Source organism: Amycolatopsis sp. VS8301801F10 (genome assembly GCF_046195355.1).
GTDB lineage: Bacteria > Actinomycetota > Actinomycetes > Mycobacteriales > Pseudonocardiaceae > Amycolatopsis.
The window spans coordinates 5,555,416-5,568,857 of sequence record NZ_CP176065.1 but is presented as its reverse complement, the minus strand read 5'-3'; the positions used below and the strand labels follow the sequence as shown (position 1 = coordinate 5,568,857).

Annotated in this window: 12 protein-coding genes; 6 read left to right on the top strand and 6 right to left on the bottom strand. The window is 70.6% G+C overall.

What is annotated here, in order from left to right:
• Positions 1-30 precede the first annotated feature (30 nt).
• From F9C11_RS26290 to F9C11_RS26275, 4 genes are all read left to right on the top strand, one after another.
• A complete protein-coding gene (locus F9C11_RS26290; RefSeq protein ID WP_409180024.1) occupies positions 31-1,200 on the top strand; it encodes a hypothetical protein in 1,170 nt (389 codons plus the stop codon).
• Between the two features lie 4 nt (positions 1,201-1,204).
• Positions 1,205-1,984, top strand: a complete 780-nt coding sequence (locus tag F9C11_RS26285) for an SDR family oxidoreductase (RefSeq protein ID WP_409180023.1) — start codon at positions 1,205-1,207, stop codon at positions 1,982-1,984.
• 10 nt (positions 1,985-1,994) lie between these two features.
• Positions 1,995-3,155, top strand: coding sequence for a sulfotransferase family protein (locus F9C11_RS26280; protein ID WP_409180022.1), 1,161 nt, complete (start codon positions 1,995-1,997; stop codon positions 3,153-3,155).
• Between the two features lie 95 nt (positions 3,156-3,250).
• Entirely contained in the window at positions 3,251-3,796 is a 546-nt protein-coding gene (locus F9C11_RS26275; protein ID WP_409180021.1) for a hypothetical protein, read from the top strand.
• 156 nt (positions 3,797-3,952) lie between these two features.
• Here F9C11_RS26275 and F9C11_RS26270 read toward each other — a convergent pair whose 3' ends face one another.
• Positions 3,953-4,735 (bottom strand): BPL-N domain-containing protein, encoded by a 783-nt coding sequence (locus F9C11_RS26270; protein WP_409180020.1) that lies wholly within the window; start codon positions 4,733-4,735, stop codon positions 3,953-3,955.
• An 84-nt stretch (positions 4,736-4,819) separates the two neighbouring features.
• On the opposite strand from F9C11_RS26270, the gene F9C11_RS26265 reads away from it, so the two are divergent.
• On the top strand, positions 4,820-5,506 hold the full coding sequence (locus F9C11_RS26265) for an endonuclease V (RefSeq protein WP_409180019.1): 687 nt from the start codon (positions 4,820-4,822) through the stop codon (positions 5,504-5,506).
• Between the two features lie 252 nt (positions 5,507-5,758).
• Here F9C11_RS26265 and F9C11_RS26260 read toward each other — a convergent pair whose 3' ends face one another.
• The 4 genes from F9C11_RS26260 to F9C11_RS26245 all read right to left on the bottom strand — a co-directional run bounded on the left by F9C11_RS26260 (position 5,759) and on the right by F9C11_RS26245 (position 11,762).
• On the bottom strand, positions 5,759-6,619 hold the full coding sequence (locus F9C11_RS26260; RefSeq protein WP_409180018.1) for an alpha/beta fold hydrolase: 861 nt from the start codon (positions 6,617-6,619) through the stop codon (positions 5,759-5,761).
• A 134-nt stretch (positions 6,620-6,753) separates the two neighbouring features.
• Positions 6,754-8,343 carry a hydantoinase B/oxoprolinase family protein gene (locus tag F9C11_RS26255; RefSeq protein ID WP_409180017.1) on the bottom strand — a complete coding sequence of 530 codons (1,590 nt, stop codon included), beginning with the start codon at positions 8,341-8,343 and terminating at the stop codon, positions 6,754-6,756.
• Entirely contained in the window at positions 8,340-10,397 is a 2,058-nt protein-coding gene (locus tag F9C11_RS26250; protein WP_409180016.1) for a hydantoinase/oxoprolinase family protein, read from the bottom strand. The genes F9C11_RS26255 and F9C11_RS26250 overlap by 4 nt, the downstream gene beginning before the upstream one ends.
• Positions 10,398-10,424: 27 nt before the next feature.
• Positions 10,425-11,762 carry an MFS transporter gene (locus F9C11_RS26245; protein ID WP_409180015.1) on the bottom strand — a complete coding sequence of 446 codons (1,338 nt, stop codon included), beginning with the start codon at positions 11,760-11,762 and terminating at the stop codon, positions 10,425-10,427.
• A 138-nt stretch (positions 11,763-11,900) separates the two neighbouring features.
• Between F9C11_RS26245 and F9C11_RS26240 the strand changes: the two genes are divergently transcribed.
• Positions 11,901-12,926 carry a LacI family DNA-binding transcriptional regulator gene (locus F9C11_RS26240; RefSeq protein ID WP_409180014.1) on the top strand — a complete coding sequence of 342 codons (1,026 nt, stop codon included), beginning with the start codon at positions 11,901-11,903 and terminating at the stop codon, positions 12,924-12,926.
• A 147-nt stretch (positions 12,927-13,073) separates the two neighbouring features.
• Here the strand turns inward: F9C11_RS26240 and F9C11_RS26235 are convergent, their stop codons facing one another.
• Positions 13,074-13,400, bottom strand: a complete 327-nt coding sequence (locus F9C11_RS26235; RefSeq protein WP_409180013.1) for a putative quinol monooxygenase — start codon at positions 13,398-13,400, stop codon at positions 13,074-13,076.
• Positions 13,401-13,442: the final 42 nt, after the last annotated feature.

Genomic DNA, 13,442 nt, shown 5'->3' with positions numbered 1-13,442 from the left:
ACGGATTTGGACCAGCGTGAGGAGTCTCCGGTGCTGACCGAACCGCTCGCCGGCGCGATCGCCGAAGCCGAAAAGATCATCGCCGAGGCCCCGCACGTCCGGACCGAACAGGACCTGATCGAGGGCTACGACTACCTCGCGGGCAGCATCCGCGCCTCGGTCCAGGCGGCGTGGGCCTACGACCGGGACTTCCCGTACTTCACCCTGTCCACCGGCCCGTACACGAAAATGGGCCTGGACAACCCGGACACGCTGTATTTCAACGCGAACATCCGCGAGGACCGCGAATACGTCGTCACCGGAACCCGCGGCACCACCGCCGACCTGAGCTTCCAGGTCCTCAACGGCGACTACACGCCGGTCGAGGTGCCCGACAGCGTGACCGCGTTCGACGACCGCGACATCCCGATCGCCGCCGACGGTTCCTTCGAGATCCGCTTCGGCCCGGCGAAACCCGATCCCGAACCCGGCTATTTCGTGCTCGGCCCGGGTTCGTCGATGCTCGTCGTGCGCGAGGTCTACAGCGACTGGGCGACCGAGCGGCGCGGAACGATCCAGCTCCGCTGCGCCGAGACCACCGGCCAGGCCCCGCCCACGCTGTCTCGCACGGCGATGGAGAAACGGTACGGCGTCACCGGGAAGATCCTGCTCAGCCGGCTGCGGACGTTCCTAGCCTTCCCGAAGTGGTTCTACCTGAACCTGCCGGTGAACACGATGACCGAACCGCGCAGCACGCCCGGCGGCCTCCCCACGCAGTACTCCTCGGCCGGGCACTACGAACTCGCCGACGACGAGGCCATGATCGTCACCGTGCCCCGTTCCGACGCGCCGTACCAGGGCATCCAGCTCGGCAGCACCTGGTATGTCTCGCTCGACTACGTGCACCACCAGACCAGTCTCACCGCCGACCAGGCCCGGGCCGACCCGGACGGCAAGCTGCGGTTCGTGATCAGCGAACGCGACCCCGGCCTCGCGAACTGGCTCGAACGCACCGGGCACGACCGCGGCTACGTCCAGATCCGCTGGCAGCGGCTTTCCCGGGAGCTGACCGCGGCCGACGGGCCGGAGGTCGAGGTCGTGAAGTTCGCCGAACTCCCCGACCGGCTGCCCTACCACTCGCGGGCCCGCGTGACCCCCGAGGAATGGGCACAGCGGATCGCCGCGCGACAGGCCGCGGTGGCGGCCAGGATGCTGGGCTGAGGCCATGGACCTGCTGACCGGCAAAGTCGTTCTCGTGTCCGGAATCGGCCCGGGGCTGGGCCGCTCCCTCGCGCTGCGTTCGGCGGCGGCCGGGGCCGACGTCGTCCTCGCCGCGCGCACCGAATCCCGGCTCGCCGAAGTCGCCGCCGAGGTCGAAGCGCTCGGCCGGCGCGCCGTTTCGGTGCCCACCGACATCACCGACGACGCCTCGGCGACCAAGCTTGTCGAGACCGCGCTCAGCGAGTTCGGGCGGCTGGACACCTTGGTGCACAACGCTTTCGCGATCCCGCCGATCACCGACCTCGCCGAAGTCGATCTCGACGCGGTGCGCGCGGGCTTCGAAACCAACGTGCTCGCCGCGCTCCGGCTCACCCGGCTCTGCACCTCCGCGCTCGCCGAAAGCGCCGGTTCGGTCGTGATGATCAACTCGGCGGTGCTGCGGCATTCGCGGCGCACTTTCGGCGCGTACAAAATGGCCAAGGCGAGTTTGCTCGCGCTCGCGCAAAGCCTCGCTTCGGAACTCGGCCCGCGCGGAATCCGGGTCAATTCCATTGCCCCGGGCTACATCTGGGCGGACTCGCTCAAGTGGTATTTCGCTTACCTGGCCAAGGAACGCGGCGTGCCCGCCGAGCAGGTGTACGCGGAAACGGCGGAGACGATCGACCTGCGCCGCCTCCCGGAGCCGGACGAGATCGCCGACACCGTCGTGTTCCTCGCGTCCGCGCTCGCCCGCTGCGTCACCGGGCAATGCCTCGACGTCAACGCCGGCGAATACCACCACTGAGGGGAAGAGCATGCGTCCAGGACGAGACAGCGTCGGCACGGTCGACGACCTCCACGCGTCCGCCACGAAACTCACCGGCCTCGACGATTTCGGCGACGGCGAATACCTCGAAGGCTTGCGCGTCCTGCTCGATTCCTACGCCGCCGAAGCCGATTTGACTCCGTATGGCAACAAAGTCCACCGTGCGTTCCTGCGCGGGGCTCTGGTCGCACGGCTGCTGAGCGAAGCCGCGTGGAAGCAGAATCCGCAGTACGCCGACGTCCCCGTCGAGCGGCCGATTTTCGTCACCGGCCTGCCGCGCACCGGAACCACGGCACTGCACCGGCTGCTCACCGAAGACCCGGCGCACCAGGGTCTCGAAGTGTGGCTGACCGAAGTGCCGCAGCCGCGCCCGCCGCGCGAAACGTGGGCGGAAAACCCGGTCTTCCAAGCGATTCAGGCCGGATACGAACAGCACCACGTCGAGCATCCGGAATTCATGGGCCTGCACCACATGTCGGCGGACCAGGTCGAAGAATGCTGGCAGCTGCTGCGGCAGTCGATGAAATCCGTGTCGTACGAATGCCTCGCGCACGTGCCCGGCTACTCGCGCTGGCTCGACGGGCAGGACTGGACCGGCGCCTACCGCAGGCACCGGCGCAATCTGCAGCTCATCGGCCTGCCCGACGCCGGCCGCCGCTGGGTGCTCAAGAACCCGAGCCACCTGTTCGCCCTCGACGCGCTGCTGGAGGTCTACCCGGACGCGCTGGTCGTGCAGACGCATCGCGCGCCCAGCACCGTCATCGCGTCGGTGTGCAGCCTGACCGAGCAGGCTTCGGAAGGCTGGTCGGACACCTTCCGCGGCGAGATCGTCGGACGCAGCCAGCTCGACCTCTGGGCGCGCGGCGCGGAACAGTTCGCGGCCGCCCGCGCGCGGCACGACCCCGCGCAGTTCTGCGACGTCCGGTACGAGGACTTCGTCGCCGACCCGATCGGCACCGTCGAAGGCGTCTACCAGCACTTCGGCCTCGACCTCGCTCCGCGGGCGCGCGAAGCGATGACCGCGTTGCACCAGCGGAGCCGTACCGGAGCCGCGAAACCGAGGCACCGCTACGACCTCGCCGATTTCGGCCTGACCGCCGGGGAGGTCGACGAGCGGTTCGCCGGATACCGCGCCGCGCCGCGAAGTTGAGGCCGTTTCGAGACCGGCATCTTCGGCGAACCGGGCACGCGGCCGCGGGCCGCCCCCTAGGATCTGCCTGACTTTTCCTTGAGCGGAGAGCAGGTATGACGACCCTCACCAACACGATCCTCGAGATTCTCCCGCTGGCGTTGCTGCTCATCGTGGGGCTGTTCGGCCTGATCCTCTCGATCGGCCGGCGCTCGCGCGGCGGCTCCGGGATGATGGTGGCCGCCTTCGTGGTCATGCTCGTCACCACGGGGCTGAACATCGCCTGGCGGCTCATGCTGACGAACGTCGCGTCCTGGATGGCTGCGGACCACCTGAGCAGCGACGAGATGTCGACGATCTTCCTGGCCGTGGGCATCCCGCTCGGCCTTCTCGAAGTGCTGTCGTGGCTGCTGGTCGTGCTCGCGGTGGCGAAGGGCGGCCGCGCTCCCCAGCCCGGGTTCGCGCCCGGCGGGTACCCGATGGGCGGGCAGCCCGGGTATCCGCAGACCGGATACGGCCAGCCCGGGTATCCGCAAGCCGGGTACGCGCAGCAGGGGTACTCGCAGCCGGGGTATCCGCAGACCGATCCCGGTCAGCAGTCCGGGTACGCCCAGCCGCCGCAGCCCAACCCGGGCGAAGGCTCGCAGCAGCCGCCGAACTGACGCGGCCAGACCGCCGCGGTTGGGCCGCCAGCGATTTTCAGTTTCGCTGAAGAGCCCGAGCGGCGTGCCGGTCGCCGGTCTTGATCTCCGCCGGGGTCGCGGTCCTCGTGATCTTCAACGCGGGCAGCGGTGGAAACAGCGGCGCGTTTCCCTTAACTACCGCGAGACAGTGGCCTGAATCAGGTCGTACGCGAGGTCCATCCGGATGCCGTCCGGATTGGTGAGCCCCTTCTCGTCGTACCAGGAGGCGTCGGCTTCCGGATGCGGCCCGCTGACGCCGACGCGCCCCTTGCCGTACGGAGCCACGACCACCGCGGCCGCGCCGTTCGAGTACGTCGCCAGCACCGTCGCGTCGGCCCCGTCGTCGACCCGGAACGCGGGCCCGTCCTGGAAATACAGGTGCCGCGGCTTCCCGCGCCAGCTGACCTCGATGACGGTGTCGCGCTCGTCCGGGACCGTCGAGCCGGGGGAACCCGCGTACCCGTGCGAGTCGCCGGGCAGCAGGCCGAAGCCCGGATCGCGGCCCGCCAGATAGCCGCCGAAGCACAGTCCGAGGTAGCTGCCGCCGCCCCGGACCCAGTCGCGCATCGCGGCGGCGGACGCGTCCAGGTCCTGCCAAGTCCGGTCGAGGTCCTGCCCGCCGCCCGGCTGGACGTACAACTGCGCCTGGGCCAGCACGGCCGCGGTGAGCGGCTTCCCCGTGCCCGGCCCCACGTACTCGACCCGGTAATGCTGCGGCGCCAGGCGCAGCAGATCAGCCACCGCGGGCCCGCACTCCGCGCATCCCTGCGGCCCGTTGTACACCAGCGCGAGCGGCGCTTCCGCACTCCGCACCGGCGGTTCCGGCTCGGCTTCCGGCCGCCCGCACCCCACCGCCAGCAGCGCGGCGGCGAGAAGCCCGCACAGCACCCGACGCCGCTTCCCGGCAGCACCGGACATCGTTCCCCCCTGTGCCGACCCGTCCCTGTCCGTTAGCTTCCCATAGGGTTTCCCCTCCGAGCACCGCATCCCCCGAGGACCTCCATGCCCGCCTGGCCCGCCACCGAGGCCGCCGCCGTCGCCGAACAACACCGGCTGCGCGCCCTCGTAGACCCGACCGGCCCGGCCCCCGCCGACGGTGCCCTAGTCGCGGGTGTCGACGTCGCTTATGACGACGAACGGGACGTCGTTGTCGCAGCCGCGGTGCTCGTCGATTTCGGCACTCTGGAAACGGTGGAGGAAACGACCGCGACCGGACCGGTCAGCTTCCCGTACGTGCCGGGTCTGCTCGCCTTCCGCGAACTCCCGCCGGTCCTGGACGCCCTGGCCGCCCTCCGCCGCCGCCCGGACCTGGTCCTCTGCGACGGCTACGGTCTGGCCCACCCGCGCCGCCTCGGTCTGGCCAGCCACCTGGGCGTCCTGACCGGCCTCCGGACGGCCGGGGTCGCCAAAACGCCGTTCACCTTCACGCACGAGGAACCCGGCCCAGCGCGCGGTGACTGGTCCCCGCTGCTCGACGGCGCGGAGGTGGTGGGCCGCGCTTTGCGTACGCAGAATGGGGTCAAGCCGGTTTTCGTGTCGGTCGGCCATCGGATCGGCTTGGCCGAGGCCTGCGAAGCGACGCTGGCGCTGGCACCGGACTACCGGCTGCCGGAGACGACCCGCCGAGCGGATTCCCTCTGCCGACGGACGTTGGCGGAAGCTGGTCCGCATACCGAAGCCCGGAGCTAGCCGCAGCACAGGCAGCGGCTGACGACCGCGAAATCCTCCTCGCCGAGCCCGCACTCCGGCTCGACGCGGTGCAGCAGTCTACCTCCCGGGCGGCAAACGCGAACCCGGCGAGACCGATCCCCAGACCCTCGTCCACGAAATCCGCGCCGAAATCCTGCTGTTCGCACACGAGAACGCATCGGCAGCCGTGATGCTGGCACACGGCTGCAGCACGGAACGGAGCCCGCAATCGACCACAGTGGACAGTGCCGATCAGGGCTGCGAAGCTGCCAAACCGGCAGTCCGCTCGATAATGCCAGCCAAGACCGCCGCCGCCTCCTCGGGAACCCAATGGCTGACCCCGGGCAGGATCTCCAGCCGGTAGTCGCCCTCGACGTACTCCCCGGCCAGTTCCGCGCTCCGGCGCGACAGTGCCTGGTCCCCGTCGCTCCACACGTGCGTCGTCGGCGCCGTCACCCGGGCCCGGAGGCTCGACGGGTTCAGCAGAAGCATCGCGCGGTACCAGTTCAGGCCGCCGGTCAGTGCGCCGCCGAGCAGGATTTCGCGGTGCACGCCGGCGATCTGCGCCGGGGTCATCCCGGTCGCGGCGAGGGCGCGGTCCAGCAGCCGCGGGCGGCGGCGCAGAACGAATTCGGGCAGCCACGGCAGCTGGAAGAAGAGCATGTAGGACGAACGGACGAGCTGGTCGCTGGTCAGCATCGCGCGCAGGAACGCTCCGGAATGCGGGACCGACACCGTCGTCAGCGACCGGACCAGCTCCGGGTGCCGCGCCGTGGTCGACCAGGCCGCGTTGGCTCCCCAGTCGTGCCCGGCCAGATGCACCGGACCGGCTCCGGCTGCGGCGATCAGCGCGGCCGTGTCGGCCACGAGGCGGCTCGACCGGTACGCGAAGCGCCCCCGGGGACGCGCACGCCGCGAGTAGCCCCGCTGATCCGGCACCAGCGTGCGGAATCCGCGCTCGTTGAGCAGCGCGGCGACCTCCGACCACGACGTGCCGGTCTGCGGGAACCCGTGCAGCAGGACGACCGGCTCGCCGTCCAGCGGGCCGGTGTCGCGGACGTCGAAGGTCAATCCGTCGTGGTCGAAAGAGCCGACGCGGCTGGCGGTGGGCACGGCGGGCCTCCTCGCGGCGAACAGCGACCGTCAGGGCGGGGCCGCCGGCCGTCCGGACGAGCATAACTAACTCCGAGTAAGTTACCGAAGAGTCAACCAGCTGTCCAGCGCACGCCCGGCGGCCCCGGATCCCGTTACGCCCCAGCGGTTTCCGGAACCCCGTAGCCCCCTCCCCCGCCGGACTCGCACCGCAGCACGTCCCCCCGCCGCACCCGCAGGCTGTTCACCTTCAGCATCTCCCGGGCCTCCGGCGTCCCGGGGTTCAGCACCACCCGCGGCGGCGCGCCCGCCGACCCGCCGAAAAGCCCCCACGCGGGCGTCACCGAGCGTTCCCACCACAGCGACAGGTCCTGATCCGCCTCCATCACGTACTCCCGGATCACCCCGTCTCCGCCGCGCCACCGGCCCGCGCCGCCCGAACCCGCGCGGATGCGGTATTCGTTCACCCGCACCGGATACAGCGTTTCGACCACCTCGACCGGCAGGTCCCGCAGCGAACCGTTGACGTTGTTGATCAGCGCCGTCTCCCCGTCGCCGCCCTTCCAGGCGCCCCAGCCGCCGACGGTCGCCTCCAGCGTCACGAACGGCTCCCCCGTCCGCGGATGCTCGCCGGCGAACTGCACGATCATCGAATCGCCGTAGCTGGCCGCCGCGACGCGGTCCGGCATCGCGGGCGCGAGCGCGGCCACCACGAGATCGATGAGCATGCCGAGGCTCGAGTAGTAGTACTGGCACGCCGCCGGCTCCCGCGCGCCGAGCATCGACCCGTCGCGGACCTGCACGTCCAGCGGCGCGAACGAACCGCCGTTCAGGCTCACCTGCGGCGAGATCAGCAGCTTGTACCCGACCCGCGCGGCCGAAATCGCCTGGGAGCGGCCGCAGTTGACCGGGCCGGTGGCCTGGTCCGCGCAGTCGGTGAGGTCGATCGTCATCGATTCGCCCTCGACGATGACCCGCACGCGCACCTTCAGCGGCGTGTCCGGGTCGATCGCGTCGTTGTCCAGATACCCAGTCGCCTCGTACTCGCCGTCCGGGATCGCCGCGATGCGTTCGCGCTCCAGCCGTTCGGTCTGGGCGAAGATCTGCTCGCGCGCGGCGTCGACGGTTTCCGCGCCGTAGCGGGCGAACAGCTCGCCCAGCCGCCGCACCCCCATCCGGGCGCAGGCGATCTGCGCGCGCATGTCGCCGAGGGTCACGTACGGGAAGCGCACGTTCGTCTCGATCAGCCGGAGGATGTCGGCGCATTCGACGCCGCCCGCGACGATCCGCGTCGGCCCCATCCGGAGACCCTCTTGGTAGATGTTCGTGGAATCCATCGAACCGCCGGGATCCTTGGAACCCATGTCGATCCAATGCGCCCGCGAAGCCGCGAAGCCGACCAGTTCCTCGCCGACGAAAATCGGCGCGTACACGGTGCAGTCGTTGAGGTGGGTGCCGCCGATGTAGGAGTCGTTGAGCACCCACACGTCGCCGGGCTGCCAGACGTCCGCGCCGAAGAGTTCCTCGGTGTGGCTGGTGCAGATCTCCAGGTTCCCGAGGAAAATCGGCAGCCCGGACGACTGGCCGAGCACGCGGTGGTTCCGGTCCAGCAGCGCCACGGCGCAGTCCTTGCCCTCGTAGATCGTCGGCGTGTACGACGACCGGATGAGGGTCATGTTCATGTCCTCGGCCGCCTGGATCAGCGCCGAGCGGATGATTTCGGTGGTGACGGGGCTGATGCTCACGCGTGCTCCTCCTGCAGGTGGTCGGCGGCCGCGAGGGTGACGACCAGGAATCCGTGGTCGTCCACGGCGAGTTCGGCGTCCGGCGGGACGACCGTGGTGGCGGTTTCCTCGTGCACGATCGCGGGTCCGGACAACCGGCTGCCGGGAGCGAGCGACGAACGCGCCACGATCGCGGTGGGCGCCGGTTTTCCGGCGAACACGACGTCGCGGACCACCGGCTCCGGTCGTTCGGCACTGGTTTCGGCGGACGCGGCGGAACGGTCGACCACGCCGTGGCCGGTGGTGCGCAGCGCGACGAACTGCACCGGCGCGCCGGGGGTGGCGTGGCCGTAGCGCTGGTGGTGGATTTCGGCGAACCGCGCCTCAATGGCGGGCAGGAACTCCGGGCTGTCGACCGGATCGTCGTCCAGGATCGGCACGGTCAAGGTGTAGTCCTGGCTTTCGTACCGCATGTCGACGCCGTGCGTCACGGACCGCCGTTCCTCGGGAATTCCTTGCTCCCGCAACGCTTCCAGGGCCTGCTCGCGCAGCGAGTCGAGAGCGGTGCGCAACGCGCGGGTGTCGAGTTCGCTTCCGTTGGCGAAGAACTGCATGGTGAAGTCCCGCCGGACATCGGCTTCGAGCATGCCCCACGCGGAGAACGCGCCGGGGAACCGCGGCACGATCACCTCGGTGATGCCGATTTCCCGCGCGATGAACGCCGCGTGCATCGGTCCCGCGCCGCCGAACGCGAGCAGCGCGAACTGGCCCGGCTCGCGGCCGTGCTCGACGGTCAGGGTGCGGATCGCCTGCGCCATCTTGGCGTTGCCGACGTCGCAGATCCCGGACGCCAGCTCGACCGGGTCCATGCTGAGCTGCTTCGCCAGCGTCGCCACCGCGGTACGCGCGGCGTCGAGGTCGAGCGGCATGCCGCCGCCGGCGAACGACTCCGGATCGACCCGGCCCAGCACGCAGTTCGCGTCGGTGACGGTCGCCTGCGTCCCGCCGCGGCCGTAGCACGCCGGACCGGGCACCGCGCCCGCCGATTCGGGACCGACGCGCAGCGCGTCGCCCTCGGCGTAGGCGAGCGAACCGCCGCCGGCGCCGACGGTGTGCAGGTTGACCAGCGGCATCAGCAGCGGGAAACCCTCCGCCTCGCCGTCCGGCGAAACGTCGGCCGCGTAGTCCATCACGAGCGAGACGTCGAACGAGGTCCCGCCCATGTCCACGCAGATCAGGTCCGGACGGCCGAGCAGCTTCGCCGCCGCGACGCCGCCCATCGTGCCGCCGACCGGGCCGGACAGCAGCGTCTGCAGCGGATGCCGCCGCGCGAACCCGGCGTTGACCAGCCCGCCGGAGGACTGCATGACGTGCACCGGGACGTGCAGGCCCTTTTCGGTGAACCGCGCCTCGATCCGGTCGAGGTAGCGATGCACCGACGGGCCGGTGTAGGCCTCCAGCACCGCCGTCGACGTCCGCTCGTACTCCCGCCATTCCGGCGCGACCTCGTGGGAAAGCACGACCAGCGCGTCGTCGCCGAGTTCGGCGCGCAGGATCTCCCCCGCGCGGCGCTCGTGCCCGGAATCCAGGTAGGAGAACAGGAAACACACCGCGACGGCCTCGAAACCCTCTTCGCGCACGCGTTTCGCGACCAGCCGCACGGCGTCCTCGTCGAGCGGTTCGAGTTCCGCGCCGGTCGCGTCGAGCCGTCCGGCGACCTCCGCGACCGCTTCCGGGCCGACGAGCGGCTCGGGCTTGCGGTAGTGCAGGTCGAACAGCCGGTTCCGGTTGCCGCGCGCGATCCGGTAGACGTCGCCGATCCCCTTCGTGGTCAGGATCAGCACCTTCGCGCCGCGCCGTTCGAGCAGCGCGTTCAGGCCTTGCGTGGTGCCGTGCACGAAGAACTCGATCTCGGCGAACGGCAGGTCGAATCCTTCGAGCGCGCCGAAAACGCCGCGCGCGAGGTCGTCGGGGGTGGTGAGCACCTTGCCCGCGCGCAGCCGCTGCGTCGCGCCGTCGTGGACGACCACGTCGGTGAAGGTGCCGCCGATGTCCATGGCGACCCGGTAGGTCATGAGAACTCCTTGTCGGATAAGGGAAACTCAGGTGAGCGCGCGGCCCTCGGTCTCGGGCAGCGGAAGGACGGCGAGAAGCGCGACGACGAGGAAGGCCACGATCGACGCGACGGTCAGCGAGGACGTGACGCCGTGGTCCATCATCGCGCCGATCACCGGCACGGAAACCGTGTTGGCCAGCAGAATCGCCGAGGTGGACCAGGAGTAGCCGACGCCGCGCAGCCCGGTCGGCAGCACCTCGGCGGACCAGGTGTTCCAGATGCCCCACGCGCCGAGCGAGAAGAACGCGAGGATCAGGTTGCCCGCGTACAGCTGCGTGGAACCGGTGGCGAGGCCGAACAGCACGCCGCCGATCGCCGAGGCCAGCGCGAACAGCAGGAAGATCCGCTTGCGCCCGTGCCGTCGGGTCAGCCACGCGGCGAGCAGGTAGCCGGGCACGGACACGACCTGGGTCACCGCGACGAACCACACCGCGCCGGACACGCTCAGCCCGCGGTTCTGCAGCAGCACCGGCAGCCACGTCTGCAGACCCCAGTAGCCCCAGCTGAACGTGAACGACGTGAGCAGCATCGGCAGGAACCGCCGCCGCACCGGCGAGCGGAACAGGTTGCGCACCGCGCCCGCCTTGCGGTCGGCGTCCTCGACGGAAAACGTGGTGTCCGCCGGGATTTTCGCACCGAGACCGCGCAGCACGGCGGCGGCTTCCGCGTGCCGGCCGCGCCGGGCGAGCCAGTACGGCGATTCCGGCACCCACCGCAGCACGGCGAACGCCCACAGCCCGGCCAGCGCGGCGACCACGGCGACCGCGCGCCAGCTGACCGTGCCGAGCGACTGGCTCACGCCGATGCACAGCAGCGTGCCGATCGGAAACCCGATGCTGAGCGCGACCGCGCCCTGGCCGCGCCGGGCGGTCGGCAGCAGTTCGAGAAAATACGGGAACGTGACCGCGTAGACCCCGCCGAACGCCACGCCGGACAGGAACCGCAGCACGACGAACGGCCAGAATGCCGGCGAAAGCCCGGCCGCCAGCGCGAGCACCGCGTAGATCAGCAGGCTCGCCACCGTCACGCGGCGGCGGCCGAGCCGGTCGATCAGCCCGCCCCACAGCAGCGCGCCGGGCACCATGCCGAACGCGACCGCGGACAGCGCCCAGCCGAGTTTCGTGTTGTCCACGCCGAATTCGTCCGCGATCCCGTTCGACACGTAGACCAGCCCGACCTGTTCCCAGGCCTCGACCACGAACGCGAAGAACAGCACCGATCCGGCGAGCCAATGCCGTCGGGTCAGCCCCATCCCGGTGCAGACGTCGCCGACGGTCGGCGCGGCGGCGGTAGTGGGCGGGGCGGGCTCGTGCGGGGCGGCCATGGCGCCTCCTATCATCATCAAAACGTTTTGATGAGCTTTCGCGGCATCAAACCCGCGCGCCGGTGCGGTGTCAAGCCCTCGCCGGCCGGGCGGTGGGCGATACTGGGCCGTCCGGAGGCAGGGCGGAGGGGAACCAGAGTGGACACCGACGGCGGCAAACGGCCGGTGACGATCCGGGAGGTCGCCGAACGCGCCGGGGTCTCGATCAGCACGGTTTCGCACGCGCTTTCCGGGCGCCGGCCGATTTCGGCGGCGACCAAGGCGCGGGTGCGCGAGGCCGCCGCGGAGCTGGGCTACGACCCGAACCCGAACGCGCGCTCGCTGCGCACCGGCCGGTCCGGGCTGGTCGGGCTCATCCTGCGGCCGCGCTACGCGGTGGCAGGCACGCCGGACCGCGCCGAAACGTTCAACCGGCTCGTCGGGTCGGTCGCGACCGAGATGCTGCGGCGCAAAACCGGGCTGATCCACGTGCCGGACCTGCACGATCCGGCGGTGGCGAGCGTGCCGATGGACGGCTGCATCGTGGCCCACCCCTACGGCGGCGACACCGCGCTGGCCGAACTGCTCGGCCGCGGCCTGCCGGTGGTGACGGTCGAGGAGGATCCGGAGCAGCCGGATTTGCCGTGGGCCGTGCGGCTGGACTACCCGCCGGTGGTCGAAGCCCTGCTGGACCACCTCTACGACCAGGGCGCGCGGGACGTGCTGCTGCTGTCGGGCACCGAGGACAACGCCTGGAACCGGCGGCCGCGCGAAACCTATCTGGCGTGGTGCGAGCGGCGCGCGCTGCCGCCGCGGACCGCCTTGCTCAGCGAGGGCCTGACCCCGGGGGACGTGCCCGAACTGGTGCAGCCCTTGCTGTCCGGCGCGGACCGGCCGGACGCGATCGTGGTCGCGACGAGCGATTTCGCCCCGCTCATCGCCGACGCCGCCGCCGCGCTGGGCCTGCGGATCCCGGACGATCTGCTGCTGGCCGCGCTGACCGACAGCGAACACGCCCGCACGAGCACGCCGCCGATCACCGCGATGGACCTGACCCACGAAGCCTTGGCCGAACGCGCCGTGGAGCTGATGCTGGCCCGGCTGTCCGGCGCGGAAACGCCCGCGGGGCCGGTGTTCCTGACTCCGGAACTGCGGCTGCGGGAATCAACCCGGCGCCGGGGATGACGCCGGGTTTCCAGACGGAGGTGCCGCCCACGCAAAACACCCGGCTGGGACACTCCAGCCGAGCGCCTCGCTGAACTTCTCCCCCGCCCCGGATCACCACCCGCGGGGCAACCGCCCCGCGAATCCACCCCGAGCCGGGGTTCGCCGCTAGTCGACCGGGGTGACCTCGGCCATTTCCGACCAGGCCGCGCCGTCGAGGTTCTGGTAGTTGATCTCGGGCTTCTTCGCCACGACCGTCGACATGAACGGGAAGAACTCCTGCGCGTGCCGGGTGGCGACGTGCGCGTCCCCGGCGGCGCTGTCCGCGAAGACCTCGACCAGGACGAATTCGTTCTCGTTCTTGCCGTTCTGGTAGTAGTCGAACGAGACGTTGCCCGGTTCGCCGCGCACCTGCTCGGTGTAGCGCTCGATGCCTTCCAGCCATTCGGCGCGTTTCTCGGGGCGGATCTGTGCTTTGAGGACGATCAAGATCATGGGCCCGAGTATCGCAGGAACCCGCCGGGGGGCGCAGATCCG